General features: G+C 41.2%; 14 protein-coding genes and 1 pseudogene. 12 read left to right on the top strand and 3 right to left on the bottom strand.

Going from position 1 to position 19,303, the window contains the following annotated elements:
- Positions 1-23: 23 nt before the first annotated feature.
- The 3 genes from FHG67_RS18685 (at position 24) to FHG67_RS18670 (ending at position 3,980) form a co-directional block, all read left to right on the top strand.
- Positions 24-1,967 carry an ABC-F family ATP-binding cassette domain-containing protein gene (locus FHG67_RS18685; RefSeq protein ID WP_142499880.1) on the top strand — a complete coding sequence of 648 codons (1,944 nt, stop codon included), beginning with the start codon at positions 24-26 and terminating at the stop codon, positions 1,965-1,967.
- 124 nt (positions 1,968-2,091) lie between these two features.
- A complete protein-coding gene (locus FHG67_RS18680) occupies positions 2,092-2,427 on the top strand; it encodes a rhodanese-like domain-containing protein (RefSeq protein WP_002620951.1) in 336 nt (111 codons plus the stop codon).
- 734 nt (positions 2,428-3,161) lie between these two features.
- Positions 3,162-3,980 carry a metallophosphoesterase gene (locus FHG67_RS18670; RefSeq protein ID WP_004497082.1) on the top strand — a complete coding sequence of 273 codons (819 nt, stop codon included), beginning with the start codon at positions 3,162-3,164 and terminating at the stop codon, positions 3,978-3,980.
- Between the two features lie 263 nt (positions 3,981-4,243).
- On the opposite strand, the gene FHG67_RS18660 is transcribed toward FHG67_RS18670, so the two are convergent.
- Positions 4,244-4,858 (bottom strand): TetR/AcrR family transcriptional regulator, encoded by a 615-nt coding sequence (locus FHG67_RS18660; RefSeq protein ID WP_002616229.1) that lies wholly within the window; start codon positions 4,856-4,858, stop codon positions 4,244-4,246.
- A 1,767-nt stretch (positions 4,859-6,625) separates the two neighbouring features.
- Between FHG67_RS18660 and FHG67_RS18645 the strand changes: the two genes are divergently transcribed.
- From FHG67_RS18645 to FHG67_RS18615, 7 genes are all read left to right on the top strand, one after another.
- Entirely contained in the window at positions 6,626-7,807 is a 1,182-nt protein-coding gene (locus FHG67_RS18645) for an acetyl-CoA C-acetyltransferase (protein ID WP_004497035.1), read from the top strand.
- Between the two features lie 100 nt (positions 7,808-7,907).
- Positions 7,908-8,612 carry a YwaF family protein gene (locus FHG67_RS18640; RefSeq protein ID WP_004498952.1) on the top strand — a complete coding sequence of 235 codons (705 nt, stop codon included), beginning with the start codon at positions 7,908-7,910 and terminating at the stop codon, positions 8,610-8,612.
- 446 nt (positions 8,613-9,058) lie between these two features.
- Positions 9,059-10,222: an acyl-CoA dehydrogenase family protein gene (locus FHG67_RS18635; protein ID WP_002616238.1), complete on the top strand. Its 1,164-nt coding sequence runs from the start codon at positions 9,059-9,061 to the stop codon at positions 10,220-10,222.
- A gap of 86 nt (positions 10,223-10,308) precedes the next feature.
- On the top strand, positions 10,309-11,730 hold the full coding sequence (locus FHG67_RS18630) for an anthranilate synthase component I family protein (RefSeq protein ID WP_004497119.1): 1,422 nt from the start codon (positions 10,309-10,311) through the stop codon (positions 11,728-11,730).
- Positions 11,730-12,308: an anthranilate synthase component II gene (locus FHG67_RS18625; RefSeq protein WP_002616257.1), complete on the top strand. Its 579-nt coding sequence runs from the start codon at positions 11,730-11,732 to the stop codon at positions 12,306-12,308. Before FHG67_RS18630 ends, FHG67_RS18625 begins: the two co-directional genes overlap by 1 nt.
- Positions 12,305-14,203 carry an ABC transporter ATP-binding protein gene (locus FHG67_RS18620; protein ID WP_004497075.1) on the top strand — a complete coding sequence of 633 codons (1,899 nt, stop codon included), beginning with the start codon at positions 12,305-12,307 and terminating at the stop codon, positions 14,201-14,203. The genes FHG67_RS18625 and FHG67_RS18620 overlap by 4 nt, the downstream gene beginning before the upstream one ends.
- Complete coding sequence (locus tag FHG67_RS18615; RefSeq protein ID WP_004497105.1) at positions 14,200-14,613, top strand: response regulator; 414 nt, start codon at positions 14,200-14,202, stop codon at positions 14,611-14,613. The genes FHG67_RS18620 and FHG67_RS18615 overlap by 4 nt, the downstream gene beginning before the upstream one ends.
- On the opposite strand, the gene FHG67_RS18610 is transcribed toward FHG67_RS18615, so the two are convergent.
- Complete coding sequence (locus FHG67_RS18610; RefSeq protein ID WP_004498933.1) at positions 14,602-16,038, bottom strand: HEAT repeat domain-containing protein; 1,437 nt, start codon at positions 16,036-16,038, stop codon at positions 14,602-14,604. The two genes, FHG67_RS18615 and FHG67_RS18610, sit on opposite strands and share 12 nt — an antisense overlap.
- Before the next feature lie 94 nt (positions 16,039-16,132).
- Between FHG67_RS18610 and hflX the strand changes: the two are divergent.
- Positions 16,133-17,973: pseudogene (gene hflX / locus FHG67_RS18600) on the top strand (GTPase HflX).
- Positions 17,974-18,555: 582 nt separating this feature from the next.
- A complete protein-coding gene (locus tag FHG67_RS21890; protein ID WP_004497131.1) occupies positions 18,556-18,714 on the top strand; it encodes a hypothetical protein in 159 nt (52 codons plus the stop codon).
- 167 nt (positions 18,715-18,881) lie between these two features.
- Here the strand turns inward: FHG67_RS21890 and FHG67_RS18595 are convergent, their stop codons facing one another.
- Positions 18,882-19,256, bottom strand: a complete 375-nt coding sequence (locus FHG67_RS18595) for an STAS domain-containing protein (RefSeq protein WP_002616248.1) — start codon at positions 19,254-19,256, stop codon at positions 18,882-18,884.
- Positions 19,257-19,303 lie beyond the last annotated feature (47 nt).

The raw sequence follows: 19,303 nt of genomic DNA, 5'->3' as shown, positions 1-19,303 counted from the left end.
TATCTCATTGAACCTCTCGATCCTTGCTTCAATTTATCGATATAAAACATCAATACGCTTCGGCCGTATTGTTTAACGGATTTTCCTGGCATATAAAACCCGGTTCTCGCGTCTGTCTTGTGGGCCCTAACGGTTCTGGCAAATCGACTTTATTTAGAATTGCGGAAGGGAAATTTATTCCAGACAACGGAACCGTAGCAAAATCAAAAAATACCGAAATTTCGGTTTTTCAACAGATACCGGACTTCGATCCGGAAGCTTCGGTTATAGACACTGTATTAGAAAAACATAAACATTATCGCGAGTATTCAGAGCGATCGAAGGAAATCAATTGTAAGTTCGATCTTGTTTCCCACGATTCGAAAGAATTTACAGCGATCTTGGACGAACAAAGCGCTTTGGAAGAATACGCTTTTACGTACGGAATTCACAAGTTGGAATCCAACGCTCGCAAGGTTTTGGGAGGATTAGGATTCTCTAATGCTCAGATGGAAATGAAGGTTCGCGAATTCTCTCCTGGTTATCAACATCGTCTTGGTTTGGCGATCACTCTTCTGAATCCAGGCAACTTACTTTTGTTGGACGAACCTACGAACCATTTGGATAACGCGTCTAAGGAATGGCTTGCAGGTTATCTGAATTCCACCGGACAATCCTTTGTGCTCGTTACTCACGATCCCGAGTTTTTGAACGCGACTTGCGATACGATCGCGGAACTTTCCCCTTCTGGAGTCATCGAATTTCGGGGAACCTTGGAAGAATATTTCGAACATAAAAATGAATTTCAAGAAAAGCTTCAAGCTCAATTCGAAAAGGAGGAAGCTTATCTTAAAAATAGAATGGAATGGATAGAGCGATTTCGTGCGAAGGCTACGAAGGCAAGACAGGTTCAATCCGCGATCAAAAAACTTGAAAAAAGAGATAAGGTGGAGGCGCCTCAAGAATCTTTCTGGAATTCCAAGTCCGATTATCGTTTTAATTTTATTTCCTCGGGAAAAATTACCGTAAGAATTGAAAACGGAACCTTTTCGTATTCCGGCAAGGCTCCTTATATTTTCAATAATGCTGATTTAGAGATTTCCGCGGGAGACAAAATTGCAGTTGTCGGTCCAAATGGGGCTGGAAAGTCCACGTTTTTTCGTTGTTTATTAGAAATTCATAAACTAATTTCGGGAAAGATTTATTACGGGCCGAAAACAAAAATCGGTTATTTCTCGCAAAATCATCACGAAGAACTGGATCCTTCCAAAAATCTGCTTCAAACCGTGATGTCCGCTTACCCTGATCTTACGGAGCAACAAGCTAGAAGTCTTCTCGGTTATTTTTCTTTTTCGGATGATTCCGTTTATAAACAAACCAATCTTCTTTCGGGTGGGGAACAAAGTCGTCTTCGTCTTGCAATGCTCGTTCGTTTTCCGGCCAATGCCATTTTCTTGGACGAGCCTACAAACCATTTGGATTTAGTCGTTCGGGATAATTTGCGTCGAGCGCTGATGGCTTATGAAGGTTCCCTTTTGATCATTTCTCACGATCCCGAATTTTTAAAAGATCTTTGTAACCGTACCATTTCGGTCGATAACGGGCAGATCCGCGATTTTAATTGTACTTTCTCCGATTATCTGAAGTACAATTTACAAGAGACATCGCATCCTAAATTACAAAGCGACAGTTCTGCCTTAAAAAAGGGGGAGACAAACCAAACCCGTTCTAAGAAAAATTCTGACAAAAATCGAATCAAAAAAATTCAGAAAGAATTGGAGCAGATAGAAACCAAAATCGAACTTTTAGAAAAATCCAAAAAAAATTTGGAAGAAGTGTTGGCTGATCCGGGCTTTTTTAAAAATCGTAGTTATCAATTGGAGCTAGACAACTTAAACGAAGTCAAAAATGAAATCACACATTTGACCTCCGCGTGGGAATCGCTTCAATTTGAGTTGGAGGAACTTTCAGAAAAGTTTAAATTGTAATTTGGTTGGAATTCCGTGGAAATTGTGAATTCGAATTACTTAAATTTTTAAGTCGGATTGTTTGAAAAAAACGGCTGATTCAGCGAATGCCGCATTCTATTTTTATATTGAGGAACATTGTCGTATGACCCCTAAAGAACTAAAGTCGAGATTGGATTTGAGAGAAATGAAAAAGGATTCATTTTATCTCCTTGATGTGAGAAATCCGAACGAAGTGGAAATCTGTACAATCGAAGGAACCGATCTTTTGGTTCCGGTAGGAGAGCTTTCGAACAGGCTTTCCGAAATCAATTCTTGGAAAGAATCCGATAAGGACGTGATCGTGTATTGTCGTTCCGGAGGACGTTCTGCCATGGCTTGCGGGATTTTGAAACAATCCGGCTTTACAAAGGTGCATAATGTGGAAGGGGGGATTTTACTTTATTCGGACGAAGTTGATTCTTCTATTCCTAAATACTAGAAAAGTTATCTCAAAAATACTTTATCTTTATTTAAAATTCCGATTCCAATTATTCTAAGATATTTTTGAGATAACTTCTAATAAGACGCGCCAAAATCTCAAATTCACCGAGAAAGCTATATAGTCACCAAAGATTTTTGCTATAAATCGACTGTAATTGGTTAATAAAGTGGGAATCCGTATTTTTGCGAAACTTAGGCGTCTTGCTTCTAGGTGTCCGATAAAACTTAGCGCAGAGCTTTCCTAAAGTCAGTAAACACCTTCCTATGGGTCGTGTTCAGGTCGCTCTGCAGGGTTTGGACAAGTTCTTAAAAGATGACTTATTTATTGGAGTTCACGCAATTTGAATTTTACGGTAAACTTACTACTCGGCCGCGTGAAAATGATACTCGAAAATAAGCGATCGGTTTTGCAAAAGTACAGCGGTTTTCAAAAATTAAGCCAAATCGGGAAATTCCGATTTTTTAGAGGAATATTCCAATATTCTAATTTTCGAAATAAGTTTGTCGTAGTATTCTATTCGCGCGTTCGAGTAGTAAAATCGATTCAGAATGAACGTTGCGACGAATCATAAGTTCAAAATTCGGTTGGAAATATCTTAAAGTTCTTCATTTCCTTCCAAAGCTTAAATCGTTAATTCGGGGAACCTGCTGATTTCGAGTTTTAGAATTGAATTATATATCTTTTTTTATCAGAGTTGATATGTTGCCGAATGATTTTATTCTCGAGAGTATATGAGAAAGATACGATTTTATATTATAATAGTTTTACTTTTTATCGGAGTGAATTGTCTTTTTGTCGAAAGATATTGGGTCCGATTCCAAGAATACGAATTCAAGTCCGACAAAGTCTCAAAAGATTTCGACGGTTATAAAATTGCAGTCGTTTCCGATCTTCACTACGGTTTTTTAAATCCCGAATTTTGGATTCGATGGGTTATAGAAGAAATCAATTCTCGTAATGTGGATTTAATCGTAGGCTTGGGAGATTATGTAAAGAAGCGGAATACGAATACCGAGCTGTTAAAAGTTTGGTCTATTTTAAAAGAACTCAAGGCAAAGGACGGCGTTTATTTCGTTAACGGGAATCATGATCATTGGGCAAACGACAAACTATCGCTTGAACTTTTAGAAAGAAGCGGTCGGTCCGTTAGAAATAAAAACGTAGTAATACAACGAAAAGCGTCAAGATTTATCCTGGCCGGAATCGGGGATTTTTTGGAGGATAGGACTGAGATCGATAAGGCTTTATCCGGTACCTTTCATAAAGATTTCCGGATTGTGTTATCTCACAATCCGGACGCATCCAATGCAAATCATGAGGAAAAAGTGGATTTGTTTCTGGCCGGACATACTCATGGAGGGCAAGTAAGAATCCCGATTTTTGATCTTTCACCGATTTTACCCGTGGAGGATTCCAGCTTTGATGTCGGATTTAAAAAAAATAAATCCGGCGAAGACGTATTTATTTCCGCGGGTATCGGCTGGTCGATTTTACCGATTCGATTTTTTTGTCCCGCGGAAGTTCCATTGATCGTATTGCGTTCCCCGTAGGATTGGATCTTGGTCATAAATTGGATTTGCCAAAATTTCTTGAAAATGAATTAGAATTATATTATGTTCTAAAATACGAAGCTATCGCGATTTGCTTTCGAGGTTTCGAACTTACAGCGCGTCCCAAAATCTGCAGAAGCGATCCCGAGAGCGACGGCACTTGAATTTTCTGCTTTATCAGAAAGATCAAGCTGGTAACTCGGGCGTCTCCGGCTTCTATTGACGCTCGACGAATTTTGGACAAGTTCTAATAATTAAAAGGCTTATTCTCCTAAAAGAATTTTCTGAAAATACGAAAAACCTTCCGCTAACGGATCGTCTTTTCCTCCACGACGGCGTTTGAGCATATTCGTAAGATCTAATACCATCAATCCGTACATCCAAGCCCACATCGTTCTTGCTATTGTCGGATATTCCGTTTTGGGAAGTTTGAACTCGCGACTAACGCATCCGTTTCTTATTGTTTCTAAAAACACTCTATAACTGGTGGGTAAACTTGGGAACGCCTTTCTGTGCATATGTCCGTGAACGGTGTTGAACATTACTTTGTGGAGTTCTTTATTATTGAGAGAAAAGTCCCAATAGATTCTTGCGATTTCTGCAAGTTTTTCAAAGGAGCTCTTCCCGTTTTTTTGCGCGTTTCGCAACCGTTGGGTTAGCTCTGTTTCTCCTTTGGCTATCAATACTTGAATGATTTCTTCTTGGCTTTTAAAATGAGAGTAGGGACTTGCTACGCTGCAGTCCAACTTTTCGGCGATTTTTCGCATAGAAAGCCCATCGATTCCTTCCTTTTGTAGGATTTCCATCGCGACTTGGACGATGTTTTCCCGGTTTAGGCTATTTCGGGATCTCCTTTTGTGTCGAATTACAGTAGTCATTTTATTCCAAATTTATCAAGTGCTTTGATTGAAAACGCCTAGATATTTTACTTTATACGTGTCGTCTCAACTTTATAAACCCCTTTATGATCTGAAAGCAAAAATCAATTTCTCAACGTTTATAGGCGAAGTTTATAAAAGCCGAATGCGAAAGGTAAAGATACCAAGTTTGCTGTTTCTTCACAAATTCGGCTTTGCGGGAATTTTTCGATAAAGTCGACTCGTGGATTTTTGGTTTTTTAAGTATTATCTTACTACTCGAAGGCATGAAAATGATACTCGAAAATAAGCGGTCGGTTTTGTAAAAGTACAACGGTTCTCAAAAATTAAGTCAAATCGGGAAATCCCGACTTTTTAGAGAAAGATTCCAACATTCTAATTTTCGAAATAAGTTTATCATAATGTGAGTTCGGTATAGCAAAATGTGAAAGCGATTCTATGTTTCGACCTGAATGCCAATCCATAGAGAGAGGCATTCGCTGAGTTAACGCACGGTCGCGAGATTTGAGTTTACGAAAGCTCTGCGCCTGAGTTCAGGAAGTAGTAACACTTTAGTTTCTTATTCGCCCAAACTTTCAACCGCCGAACTCACGTTATCATAGTATTCTATTCATGCGTCCGAGTAATTGGATTTTTAGAAAAATGAGAAAATGAAATTCTTCTTCCACATTACTTCCATCCTCATAAGAACGATGATTCTATCCATGACAATCAGTATGGATCTAAATAAGAAAGATTTTACCAAAAACATTTCAGGAATCGAAAGCTTTTCCCTAATCATCCCTATATAATAGAGTGTCTAAAATTTTGCGTCTAAACATGGGATTTGTGCTCAAATTAACGGTATTCTATTTTATAGGATCAGTAACGATGATTGATCGTAAAATTTTCTGCGTCGATCTATAGAGTTGTTGAAAAATTACTTCTCCATCTATTTCTGTTTCATTGAAACGGACGGTCGGAGCATATTTGTTAATCTCCACTATTGAATTTTTCAAAAACTCTTATGTAAAAAAATTCAAACAAAAATAGATTTAAACCAATCAATGAAATTACAATGAGACGCATATCAAGCCGTTTGTTTTTCCTCAATAAACGATGTTTATTATTCAGAATCAAATGAGAATGATTTGGCGATTAAAGAAAAAACCGAAAAGAATTCCTACTTTCCAAAATAGGCTTTTTTTGAGGAGTTGGACGAAAATGAGTAATGGCGGATCGTTATTTTTAAGGTTTTTTCTAGTTTTGTAGAGTTGTGAAAAAAATTGTGGGAATTCCCGCATTTAAATCTTTTTGGGAAATCCTTTTTAAGGAATTTGTAGGAACTGTTTCTTTCACACGAAGAAAGGGTTCGCCTTCTTTTGGAAAATCAAGATCAGAGGATTTTTTATTTCCGCTTCGGACTAAAAAGAATATAAAAATGATTTCTATAAACGATTTCCACACAATTTTATTTCGAGTCAAAGATCAACGCCAGAAAAAGGAAAGCGCAACTGTGCGATTTCTAAAGAAAATTGGGTTTTATTTGGACCAAGGAAGAGATCAAACTAAGATTTCCGTTTTGTAAACGAGAGGGATTTTTTCGTATAAACGGTTTTGGCGAAAAGTGTTTACTTTACGGTTAAGACGGAAATTCTTCCGTCTATCCGCCTCGAAAATTTTCCAATGGAATATCTACAGGTACAATGTGTCGGATAATGAGTGGAAATACATTGCAAAGCGAAGAAACATTCAGGAATTAGAATATTAAAGTTATTAGGAGTAATTATGGAAGAGGCAGTCATCCTGGACGGAATTAGAACCCCGTTCGGAAATTTCGGAGGAACTTTAAAGGACCTCAGTGCGGTTGATTTGGGAGTTTTGGTTTCTAAGGCGATTTTGGAAAAGACGGGAGTTTCTCCGGACGGAATCGGGGAATCAATTTTTGGAAACGTGATTCCGACCGGAAAAGAGGCGATTTATCTCGCTCGCCATATCGGCTTAAAGTCCGGTCTTCCTTTGGGAGTTCCGGCATTGACTCTGAATCGTCTTTGCGGTTCCGGTATGGAAGCGATCGTTCAGGCGGCTAAGAAGATTTACCTTGGGGATGCGGATGCGGTTCTTGCGGGTGGTGTGGAATCTATGAGCAACGCTCCTTACGTAGTTCGAAATGCACGCTGGGGAGTTCGTTATGGCTCCGCTGAATTCGAAGATACATTGGAACAAGGTCTTACCGACCAATACGTAGGTTTGATCATGGGTCAGACCGCGGAAAATCTTGCTGACCAATACAAGATTTCCAGACAAGAACAAGACGAGTGGGCCGCGATTTCTCAGACCCGCGCGGAAAAGGCTACGAACGAAGGTCGTCTGAAAGACGAGATTCTTCCCGTAACCATCGGCGGTAAAAAACCCGTTACATTAGAAAAAGATGAATTTATCAAAGGCGCTGCGGGCGCAGAAAAACTCGGATCGTTAAAGGCGGTTTTCCGCGACGGAGGAACCGTTACCGCTGGAAACGCTTCCGGTTTGAACGACGGAGCCGCGGCGACGATCGTTACTTCCGCTTCTTACGCAAACAAGGTCGGTAAAAAACCTCTCGCGATCATTCGCGGTTACGGTCACGCGGGTTGCGATCCTGCTAAGATGGGAATCGGTCCTGCGCTTGCGATTCCCGCCGCTTTGAAAAAAGCGGGTTTGAAACTTTCCGATATGAGTCTCGTCGAAGTCAACGAAGCGTTTGCTGCTCAATACCTCGCGGTTCAAAAAGAACTCGGACTGGATCCGGCGATCACGAACGTGAATGGCGGCGCCGTTGCGATCGGACATCCGCTGGGAGCTTCCGGCGCAAGAGTTACGATCACTCTCGCTTACGAACTTAAAAGAAGAAAGGCGAAATACGGCGTCGCTTCTCTTTGTATCGGCGGAGGTCAGGGGATCGCTCTCGTTTTGGAAAATCCGGAAGCCTAAGAGTGCGTAACGTATGGGAAGAATTCTTTCTTTCCGTTTCATTTGGAAAGCCCGGTGATCCCGGGCTTTTTTTAGTGTGGGGTTTTAGGCTTTTGTAAATATGGAACAACGATTTCAAATAGGATCCGGTCTTCACTATCTGCTTTTGTTTTTAACCGGGTTTACGACCTTCGTTCTCCTTTGGATCGGAAGAAAGGATAAGGTAGGAAACATTTCCAAAAGAATCGGCTTTGTTACGGCTTGGATTCTTATTTTAAATTACCTCGTTTACATTATTTATAGAATCGATTCGGGACATTGGGAGATTCGCTATGATCTTCCGATGGAATTTTGCAACTGGGCGATGGTCGTAACTGCGATTGCGTTGTTCACTCACAACAGAACGTTCGCGGAGCTTTCTTATTTTTGGGTGATGAGCGGTTCGATCAACGGCGTGATTAGTCCCGATCTTCAGGTAACGTTTCCGCATATCTATTTCTTTATATTCTTTATCGCGCATTCGGGTCTTGTGATCGCTTCCTTGTATCTCGTATTCGGTTTAAAATTGGAACCGCGTCCTTGGGCGATTTTACGAGCGTTTTTATATTCTCAGATTTTCTTTGTGACCGCTTTCGTAGTCGATTACGCTTTGGACGGAAACTACGGCTATATGATGGCAAAACCTTCCGCCGGTTCCGCGTTGGATTTTCTAAGCGAATGGCCTTACTATCTGATTCAGATGCAGATCATCGGAGTCGGCTTTTTCTTTCTTCTTTATCTGCCGTTTTATTGGACGAATCGGAAAGAACGTCTGCTCGCGGTTTAGCCTTGCGATTGTAGTTTCTACGGTTTCACCGGGTTGATCCGGCGTTTGAACGTAGTAGTTCCTACATCTCTTAAAACGAAAAAACTTTGATCGAAACCGATCTTCTTTTTTCGAGCGTTCCTAAAAACGATTGAATTTCGACCTCGGAAGGTGTTAGAGTTCCAACAAGAAATCTGTTGGAAAAAGGAGACAGTTTTCGCAAACGAAAAATGTATTAGAATCCGCTTACGATCCCTCTTTCAAGGTGTCTGCATAGGTTTTAGCTTTCGTACCTTCTTGACGGTAAAGGATTCCCTTCGAATCTTGCATACAGAGCTTTATTCTAGGTTTCGATACCGATTTCGAAGAGCCGTCCGGAAAATAAAAATCCCGACATCGACGATTCCAAGCGGAGAATGCCAGGAACCATCGGATGAGTTCAATTTCGATCAAGGTGTACTATAAAAATGGAATTTGCCCTTTCTAGTGAACAGAAAGAATTGCGTGATCTTGCCAGAAAATTTGCTAAAGAAGAAGTTCGTCCAAAGGCAGAACATCACGATCGTACGGGAGAATATCCCCTTGCAATCTTAAAAAAGGCCTGGGAAATCGGGCTGATGAATCTTCATATCGAACCTCAATTTAACGGGGCCGGTATGTCGGAACTTGACGGGGTGGTCATCGGAGAAGAACTTTTTTGGGGGTGTTCCGGTGTGGCGACTGCGATTCTTGCAAACAATCTTGCGTTAGCTCCTGTTATTCTCGGAGCAAGTGATAAAATCAAAAAAGAATTTATTCAACCGATGACGGAGGAATTTAAACTCGCTGCTTATGCGGTGACCGAACCGGGTGCGGGATCGGACGTCGCGGCAATTCGTACCTCCGCAAAAAAAGTCGGAGACGAATATATCATCAACGGTTCCAAAATGTGGATTACGAATGCCGGATACGCAGATTGGCTTTTCGTTCTTGCAAAAACCGATCCTTCCGCAGGTCATAAGGGAATTACCGGATTTATCGTAGATGCAAAATCTCCTGGAATCATTGTAGGAAAGAAAGAAATCAACATGGGGCAGAAATGTTCCGACACACGCGCAATCACATTCGAAGACCTGAAAGTTCCCTCGTGGCAGATGATCGGGAGAGAGGGAGAGGGTTTTAAAATTGCAATGGGGGCTTTTGACCGCACTCGTCCCGGAGTTGCAATCGGAGCTGTCGGTGTTGCACGTGCTGCGATGGAACATTCCGTCAACTATGCAAATACTCGTAATACTTTCGGTCGCCCTATCATGGATAACCAAGGAATCTCTTTTATGATCGCGGAGATGGCCCGCGACATCGAAGCCGGAAGGCTTCTTTGTTATCAGGCGGCTTGGATAATCGATAACGGATTCAGAAATACATACCAAGCATCGATCGCAAAAATGTTCTGTGCGGACATGTGCATGAAAGTTTGCACGGACGCCGTCCAAGTTCTCGGCGGATACGGATTTAACACAGAATATCCGGTCGAAAAATTAATGAGAGATGCGAAAATTTTTCAAATCTACGAAGGTACTTCTCAAATTCAAAGAATGATCGTTTCTCGTTTTCTTGCGGATGGAAAGGGAATCGAGGGACCGAACTCCTGAAAGAGTTTTCTCTCACATTCGAGGAGTTTTCCACGCTTGCAGAGCGCGGGAATTTGATTCCTGTTTTTAAACAGGTTTTTCTGGATATGGAAACTCCGGTTTCTCTATTTGCAAAGTGGGGATGTGAATCTTCACAGAATTCCTTTCTTCTGGAATCTGTGGAAGGCCGTGAAAAGCTGGGAAGAAATTCTTTTCTCGGCAAAACTCCTTCCCGTATCCTTGAGGGAAAGAATGGCCTTTTTTATATCACCGTCAAAAACGAACCTTCGACGGAAATCATTACCTACGATCCTTTGGTTCTTTTGGAGAATCTTCTCGGAGACGAAGTTTACGTTCAAGACTATCGTCTTCCTTCGTTTGCCGGCGGGGCAGTAGGATTTGTGTCTTTTGCGGCGATTCGCTATTATGAAAATATTCCGGATACAAAACCGGAAGATGAAAACGCCCCCGATTGTTATTTTGCGATTTACGACGAACTTCTTGTGGTCGATCATATCGATCATATTTTAAGAATTGTGGTTAATGCAAGAATCGGAGAACATTCTTCCTTGAAAGAATGTTACGATTCCACGATCGATAAAATCAATTCTATCGAAAATGAAATCCGAAACGGGATTGTTCCAGAAGAGATCAAAAACCCGAAGGTTGTAAACGGGGCTCTACAATTAAATCCGAATATTCCAGACGAAGAATATAAGGAAAATGTGGAAAAAGCCAAGAAATATATCCAGGCGGGGGATATATTTCAAGTCGTGCCTTCCAGAAAGTTGAAATTCAAGCCTGATGTTTCCCCGTTTCAAATTTATCGCGGTCTAAGAACCGTAAATCCGAGTCCCTATATGTATTATCTCCGACTAGGCGAAATTACGATTGTAGGTAGTTCTCCGGAGATTATGGTGAAATACGCGAACAATCAGACGTTTCTTCGTCCGATCGCGGGAACCCGTCCTCGCGGTAAAAACTTAAGCGAAGATAAATTTTTGGAAGAGAATCTTCTTTCCGATCCGAAGGAAATATCGGAGCATGTTATGCTCGTCGATCTCGGACGTAACGATTTGGGAAGGGTTTGTAAACCGGGAAGCGTCCGTGTGAACGATTTTAAAGTGATCGAGAAATATTCTCACGTTATGCACATTGTAAGTCAATGTTCAGGGGAACTCGACGAAAATAAGACTGTCTATGATTTGATTCGTGCGGCTCTTCCCGCAGGAACTGTTTCGGGCGCTCCGAAAATCCGCGCGATGGAAATCATAGATGAACTAGAGGCGACTCGAAGAGCGATTTATTCCGGAGCTTTGGGTTATATTTCATTTTCCGGAGAAAGCGATCTTGCAATTATCATACGGACGATCGTGTTTTACGGAGATACTGCATTCTTACAGGCGGGTGGCGGAGTTGTGTATGATTCGGTTGCCGAGTTGGAACTGGAAGAAACAAAAAACAAAATGGCGGCTCTCTTAAAGGCGGTAGAGTTTGCGAGAAACGGACTCAAAGGGGAATGGAAATAATGTTTCTCCTGATTGATAATTACGACTCTTTCACGTATAATCTTTATCAGTATTTCTGTCAGATCGGAAACGAAGTTGAAGTTTATCGAAACGACAAAATTACGTTAGGCGATATTAATGAACTTGCTCCGAAAGCTATCATTCTTTCTCCGGGTCCGGGTCGCCCCGAGGATTCTAAAGTCTGTCTGGATGTGATTCGTGAACTCGGCGGTAAACTGCCTATCTTTGGAGTTTGTCTCGGGCATCAGGCGATCGGTCTTGTTCACGGCGGTAAAATTGTGTCTGCCCCTTCCATCATGCATGGAAAAATTTCTCTGATCGAACACGACGGGAAAGACATCTACAAAGGGATTCCTTCTCCTTTCGTTGCAACTCGTTATCATTCTCTTGTGATTCAACCAGAAAGTATGCCGCCGGAACTCGAAATAACTTCCAAAACTCCGGATGGGGTGATCATGGGAGTTCGTCACAGAACCAAAAAACATCTTTACGGCGTTCAGTTCCATCCGGAATCCATTATGACTAGCGCTGGGCTGGATTTGATCAGAAATTTTTCCTCAATCGTTCAGGGGTTATGAAATTTTTTTTCAGGCTTTTGTCCTATTCCGTACATTATAAATATCGATTCACATTGGGGATCGTTTTTGCGTTATTGACGGCCGTTTTAAACGCGGTTTCTCTCACCGCGCTCATCCCTTTATTCGATTCTCTGGGAAACGACAAACAAACTCGCTTTCAACTGCAAATGACTTTACCGGAGCAGAGAATTCTTCTCAAACAAAAAGTGTTCGGAAAGGAATCTTTGGACGGACTCGAAAGGACCAAGCTTCTTTTGATCGATGCAAAAGAATGGGTTAATAATAGAACTAAGGGGCTCGAACCGAAAGAGGTCGTTTGGTCAATTTGTATCATAGTGATGCCTTTGTATCTTCTTAAGTTGATAACGTACCTGTTGTCCGTATTCTGCATCGCGACCGCGGGTTATAAGGCGGTACGCGACATTCGGCAGGAACTTTTTGAAAAAAACCAGCTTCTTCCTTTGACATATTTCTTTAAGGAAAAAACCGGTTTGATGATGAGTAGAATTATCAACGATGTTGAAATCGTTGCGGCTGTGATTTCGAGTAATTTTAGGGATGCAACAATTAACTTTTTTTACGTGGTCACACACTTAATGGTTTTATTATATTTGAATACAGAGTTGTTATTAATCGCTTGTCTTACCGTTCCGGTTATTATTCTTCCTGTGACTTTGTTTACTAGAAAGATCACCAAATCCACCGCTAGATTTCAGGAAAAGATGGCGGATCTGAACGCGAACATTCAAGAGATGATTTCCGGAATCAAGGTGATTCGAGTTTTTAACTCTGAAAAATACGAGCAGGAAAAATTCGGAAAGATCAATCAAAACGTTTATCGCAGGAATTTTAAAGGTCAGTTTTATCTTCAAATTTCCCCTTCTCTCGTTGAGTTGACTTCTTCGATCGTGGTTTTAGGTTTTTTTGCGGCTGGTGCGAGCCTTATATACAGCGGAAGATTCACTCAAGGCGAGTTCATGGCCTTTTTATTGACTCTTCTGTTTTTACTTAGACCTTTGACTCAGCTTTCTCAAATGGTGGGGAAGATCACTCAATCCATCGCTTCCGGAAAAAGAATTTTCGAGATCATCGATCTTGAAACCGAAGATCACAGCAAAGAAAGTAAGGTTGTCGCAACTCCTCTTGCATATAACATAGAGTTTAAGAATTTATTCTTCGCTTATCCTGGAACCGGCGCAGCGGTTTTAAAAGATATCAATCTTAAAGTGAAAAAGGGAGAAACGATTGCTCTCATCGGCGCTAGCGGTTGTGGAAAGTCCACTTTGATGGATTTGATACCAAGGTTTTTTGATCCTTCCTCGGGATCGATCGAGTTTGACGGAATCGATATTCGAGACGTCAGTCTCGGAGATCTTCGTAAAAAAATCGGGATCGTAACTCAGGATATTTTTCTCTTTCACGGCTCCGTAGCGGATAACATCGCTTACGGAAAACCGGGCGCAACTCGTAAGGACGTGATTCGTGCGGCTAGACTTGCGCACGCGCACGACTTCATCAAAAAGATGGATAACGGGTATGATAGTATTTTGGGAGTTCGCGGATTGAATCTTTCAGGCGGACAAAGGCAGAGACTTGTGATCGCAAGAGCTCTCCTTCGAGATCCTGAGATTATGATTTTAGACGAGGCCACTTCTGCCCTCGACGTCGAATCGGAAAGATTGGTCAGTGATGCGCTTCGGAGATTGTATGCGAACCGTACTACATTTGTAATTGCCCATAGACTTTCTACCATCAAAGACATTTCGAGGATCGTCGTGATGGACAACGGAAAAATCGTGGAAGAAGGAGATCACAATTCCTTATATGAGCAAAACGGAATCTATCGAAAGTTATCCGACAATCAATTTGCGGCAAACAATGGAGTATTACCATGAACAAGAATGTCTTAATCGTGGATGACAATGATCGTTATGCGGACAGCCTAAAAGTTTGGTTCGAGAAAAAAGGATTTGAGGTCATAAGAGCCGTGAATGCGGCCCAAGGCTGGGAAATTTATTCCAAGGATAGAAATTTTTTTCATACGATCGTAACTGACATCACTATGGAAACTCAGACTTCGGGGCTTTGGATGATCCGAAAGATTCATAAAGACGGTTATCGAGGAAATAAAATCATCGCAACAACCGGTTTTGATTTTCCGGGAGTAATGTTTTTCTCTTCTTTCATACTGCCTTACTTCGCAGGTATCGGCTGGATGGTTCCGAAGATCCCTTTGAAAGAAGGAAGGGTGATTTTTCTTTCCACTTATTTAAAATCAAACGTGTCTTTTGAATCAGTTCTCTAAAGGAAGGCTTTCTTCCGTAGAAGATTCCTCGCTCTGGCCTGAAGGAGCCGGATCGGTTTCTTCCATTTCGGAAGCGGGAGTGAATTTGTAGTTTGGCTTTTTTTTCAGGGATTTTCTAACTTTTTTCCCTTTAAGTTCTTTAGTCGGAGCTGTAATCGTTCTGATTTTCAGATATGCTCCGAATACCCAGGATTGAAACGTTTCGTAATAACTTTCCGGATTTTTGGATTCTAAAAGGAGAAGATAATAATAATCTTCTGCGAATTTATCTCCGACTTTTTGGATGAATCTGCGATCGCTCTTTTTTAGAATTTTTCCGACTTCTCCGGCGGAAAGATCGCGCAGTTTGCGGGATGTGGGATACGGATTTTCTTGGGAGAAGCCGTTTTCCACCTTCACGGTCCCGAATTGATAAAAAGCCTTTCTAAGAAACAATTGCGCCAAAATTCTTTGAGTTAATTCTTGGGAAGTCGAGTTTTCTAATATTCTAATAAAAGAATATGTTCCGTAAAGACTCGTATTATTGCCGATCGCTTCTATGATGTCTTTTGCGAATTCGGGTTTTGTTTCCAAGGTTTGTTCTAAGATTCTTAATGAAGCGCGGGTTTTATGGATTCCCAGGGCTTCGATTGCGGTTTTTTGAAGTTCGAGATCGTCGGAATTCAGATACGTTTTGAAAAGTTTGAGATCCTCGTTTATCTGAAATGCGGCGAGCCCTAAGATGGAGGATTTCACAATTTCGCGTCTGGAAGAACGGATGCCCTGGCGTAGCAGTGCGTCTCTTGCGGAAGGGTCCTTGGTTTTACCCATTCCTCTCCAAGAAGAAAATTGAATTTCCGGATCGTTGGATTTGATTCCACTGAAAAAATAATTCAGGGAAGAGGGTGATCCGATATCGGCTAATGCTTTGTAGGCCGCTTGTCTGACTGCTTCTCCGTCTCTTTCGATAACACGATGTAAAGTTTTTACTTCTCCTTTGCCTATTCTGCCGATTGCTAAAACCGCCGCGGCTCTAACTCTTGGAATCGGATGGGTAAGCGCAATCCGATTCAGGACTTTATAACGCTTTTCGGTCTCTGCTCGAAAAACGGCAAGGATACCTTTTTTAATCAGTAGGTCGTATTCGATTTCTTGTCGTTCTTGCGGTGTAAGATCCTTTCTTTTAATTTTTTCATAGGAGGAAACTCCGTCCGATTCTTCGGTAAGGTTTCTTGGGTCGTCTACGTTTAAACCGTTTTCGTTTGTGGATGATTCTTCTTGCGGATCGGAATTTTCAGCGGAGCTATCTGAAGCGTCGATCTGCCTTGGGAGATCAGTGTCGCGATAAGGAGGAGCATTCGATTCCGCTTTCAAATCGACTAAACTTGGAGAAAAACAAAGAATAATACAAAGGTATAAGTTTTTAAGTTTTGAATATAAAGACATTGGATACCTTTGATATGTAAAGTTTTCTGTAAAGATGCTACTCATAAATTTGACTGATTTCTCAGGTTTTTCCTATCTTTTTCCGTAGACAAGCATGATTTCCGAAAACCGAAAGGAATGCTTGACGGAAACTGGAAAACCTGTTAAGTTTCAGCAAAGGAGAATTTCTGTATTAGTAAGCTCAGCGGTAATCTCAACGGCCTCAAATCCAATCAAATCCAAAGACTGAAAAAAATTTCCGAGAAAAGAATCCGGGAAGACGTGATCATTAGTCAAGATTTTGCGCGCGCACTCTGCGAATTATCCTTAGAAATCGGCAAACAAATCGGCATCTTAATCGATCGATCCGGCTACGTAACCCACGTGCTGGTAGGTTCCGACAATTCGATTGAGATTCCTTTTTTGGATAGACTTCGTACCTCCGAAGCGAGGCTTCGAGGTCTTAGACTAGTTCATACGCATTTAAAGGGAGAATCTTTGAACCAGGAGGATTTGACCGACTTAGCTTTGTTGCGTTTAGATTATATGACCGCTATTGTCATGGATTCTTCCGGAAATCCAAACGGGTACTATTCCGCGCATCTGAATCCGGGATCGGAAAACGAGCTTTGGAGTGTTCTTCCTAAAAAATATCCCGGACAATTAACTGAAGGAATTCTTCTGGAGGAAATCTTAGAAATAGAATCTAGGCTTTCTCGTTCAAAAAGAAATTTAAAAGACGCTCAAAAGGAAAACCGTGCTTTTTTAGTGGGAGTTTATCCTGAAAGAAACGTGGGCAGACATCCTTCTTTGTCTATGGAAGAATTGAAGGAACTTTGTAGAACTGCGGAAGTTCATGTTGTGGATACCTTCATACAGAGAAAAAATCGTCTCGATCCCTCCACAGTTTTGGGAAAGGGAAAACTCGAAGAGATTATTTTAAAAGCGATTCAGAAGCATGTGGAACTTCTCGTATTCGATCTTGAACTTACGCCTTCTCAAGCGAAGAAGATCTCGGATATCGCGGACATCAAGGTAATCGATAGAACGCAACTCATTCTCGATATCTTTGCAAGGAATGCAAAGAGCAGAGACGGTAAACTTCAGGTGGAATTAGCTCAACTTAAATATCTCAAAGGACGACTCACGGAATTGGACGATAACATGTCTAGGTTAACTGGTGGAATCGGAGGAAGGGGCCCCGGGGAAACAAAACTTGAAATCGGAAAACGAAGAGTCGAGGAACGAATCACGAGACTCGAAGTTGAACTCAAATCTCTCAGAAAACGAAGAGAAATCAATCGAAGACAAAGAAAGAGAAACGAGTTACCCGCTGTCGGTATCGTCGGTTATACGAATGCGGGAAAGTCAACGTTCTTAAACGCTTTAACAAACAGCGAGGTTCTTTCCGAAAACAAGCTTTTTGCTACGCTTGATCCGACCACGAGAAGAATTCGTTTTCCAGAGGAAAGAGAAATTATTATCTCCGATACGGTCGGGTTTATCCACGATCTTCCGCCTGAACTTTCCAATGCGTTTAAGGCAACTTTGGAGGAATTGGGAGATTCCGATCTTTTGGTACATGTTGTGGATGTTTCTAATCCGGATTATAAACTTCAGATGGAAGCCGTTGAAAAGATTTTGGAAGAATTAGAACTTTCTCATATACCGATGATCCAAGTGTTTAACAAAATCGACAATCTCGGAAAGTTCAAAACTTGGAAGACTGAAAACGATTCTAACGGTTATAAAGTTTTTTCCCACCCTTCCGTAAATCATGGCCCTGGGCTGGAAGCGATCGCAGATTTGAAGGAAGAATTGGGTATCGACGTTCATTCGGATACGGTTCTAGTTTCTGCCTACCAAGGTTGGGGATTGAAAACTTTTCTGGATCTTTTGGAAGAAAGAATCTACAATTTATCCCGATCGAACTATTCTATTGCAGAAAAGTTGTGAGGCTATCTCTCTGGAACACTCGTTTTGCCATGAATATTTTCATTTCCTGTCTCCAGTACAATTTTGCGTTTCCATGATTGAACGATACATATCTGACGCTGACTACGTTGTTTTCTTTACAACGATGTCAAATCGCATTCTCTTCAATGTGTCTAGTTCGTTTGAAAATAAATTTGCTAAAAATAGGAAGAACTAGAAGTCTATCTCAAAAATATTTTGGAATCAGCATTTAAGCAAAGATAAAATATTCTTGAGATAGGTTTCTACTCAAAAAGAAAAACTCAAGCACGTTGCTCCCGATATCATAACCAACCCCACAAATTAAGAAGACTTTTGGGATCATAAGGATCAAAAACTGATATTTTTCAAGTGTTCCGACAAGAATGATACTTTTTACTTGCAAGAAGTATTATTTTCTGATAGAGAAAAATCTCCCGAGCCTTTTCGCCTGAAACGTGATCCATAGATTAGTATGATTCTTGGACGTAAGACAGTTCGAAGTGTGATACTCTTGATTCGACGGAGTCAAGGCCGGCGGAGTAACTCAACATCTCATTCTATGAACTCAATGAATGCCTTCCTATGGGTCGGTGTTTAGGTCGCTCGAAGAAACTCAACACAACGCTTCCTAAGGGTCGCGTTGTGGGTAAGTTTCACAGAGGATTTGTCGGAATTCCGACAATTTATCTTCGGATCCAAATACTTGTGGGGTTGGTTATGCCCGATATGGTCGCAATGTGAACCAACGTTTCCTAGGCAAGTTATTCGCTCACTACTACTTGAAGTGTGGAAACTCATACATTTTAGGAGTTCCTACAATTAAAGTTTTGGCACAAGTTCTAAACAAACTTGTGGTTTCGGTTGTAATTATTGAGTTTAGAAAGTTTTGCGTGGGGAAAGGTAGTTTCTTAGGAAGAAAAAGCTTTTTTGGCTTCCTCAATGGAATGATAAATCTGTACTTTTTTCGGAAGTTCCATCAAACGGATTACGTTTTCCAAAAAATGATTGAGGCCGCCGATGACGATTTTGCCGGAATGTTGATCCACAGTTTTGATCAAGGTCAGAATTGTAGCAACTCCAACGCTGTTGATGTATTCGAGATTGGAAAGATCCAAGATGATGTTGTAAACCTCCTCTTCGAAGATAAAATGAATTTTGCGGGAAATCTCGAAAGAATTGGAGTTGGTTACCTTTCCGTTGAATACAACGAGTTGGACTTCCTTATCGGGGAGGCTTGTCCTTATCGTCTCAATATACAATGAATCGAATTCTACTTTCGCCATGAAAATTCCTTTTAATTTTTTCCGGATAAATTTTTCTTTTTTTTCCG

The organism is Leptospira weilii (assembly GCF_006874765.1).
Lineage (GTDB): Bacteria > Spirochaetota > Leptospiria > Leptospirales > Leptospiraceae > Leptospira > Leptospira weilii.
This window is presented reverse-complemented; position numbering and strand designations above follow the sequence as displayed.

Excerpts from the sequence above, each read along its gene's own strand:
- FHG67_RS18645 (WP_004497035.1), top strand. The coding sequence starts at position 6,626 with ATGGAAGAGGCAGTCATCCTGGACGGAATTAGAACCCCGTTCGGAAAT.
- FHG67_RS18615 (WP_004497105.1), top strand. The coding sequence starts at position 14,200 with ATGAACAAGAATGTCTTAATCGTGGATGACAATGATCGTTATGCGGAC.
- FHG67_RS18635 (WP_002616238.1), top strand. The coding sequence starts at position 9,059 with ATGGAATTTGCCCTTTCTAGTGAACAGAAAGAATTGCGTGATCTTGCC.
- FHG67_RS21890 (WP_004497131.1), top strand. The coding sequence starts at position 18,556 with ATGGGTCGGTGTTTAGGTCGCTCGAAGAAACTCAACACAACGCTTCCT.
- FHG67_RS18610 (WP_004498933.1), bottom strand. The coding sequence starts at position 16,038 with ATGTCTTTATATTCAAAACTTAAAAACTTATACCTTTGTATTATTCTT.
- FHG67_RS18640 (WP_004498952.1), top strand. The coding sequence starts at position 7,908 with ATGGAACAACGATTTCAAATAGGATCCGGTCTTCACTATCTGCTTTTG.
- FHG67_RS18630 (WP_004497119.1), top strand. The coding sequence starts at position 10,309 with ATGGAAACTCCGGTTTCTCTATTTGCAAAGTGGGGATGTGAATCTTCA.
- FHG67_RS18595 (WP_002616248.1), bottom strand. The coding sequence starts at position 19,256 with ATGGCGAAAGTAGAATTCGATTCATTGTATATTGAGACGATAAGGACA.
- FHG67_RS18670 (WP_004497082.1), top strand. The coding sequence starts at position 3,162 with ATGAGAAAGATACGATTTTATATTATAATAGTTTTACTTTTTATCGGA.
- FHG67_RS18660 (WP_002616229.1), bottom strand. The coding sequence starts at position 4,858 with ATGACTACTGTAATTCGACACAAAAGGAGATCCCGAAATAGCCTAAAC.
- FHG67_RS18620 (WP_004497075.1), top strand. The coding sequence starts at position 12,305 with ATGAAATTTTTTTTCAGGCTTTTGTCCTATTCCGTACATTATAAATAT.
- FHG67_RS18625 (WP_002616257.1), top strand. The coding sequence starts at position 11,730 with ATGTTTCTCCTGATTGATAATTACGACTCTTTCACGTATAATCTTTAT.
- FHG67_RS18680 (WP_002620951.1), top strand. The coding sequence starts at position 2,092 with ATGACCCCTAAAGAACTAAAGTCGAGATTGGATTTGAGAGAAATGAAA.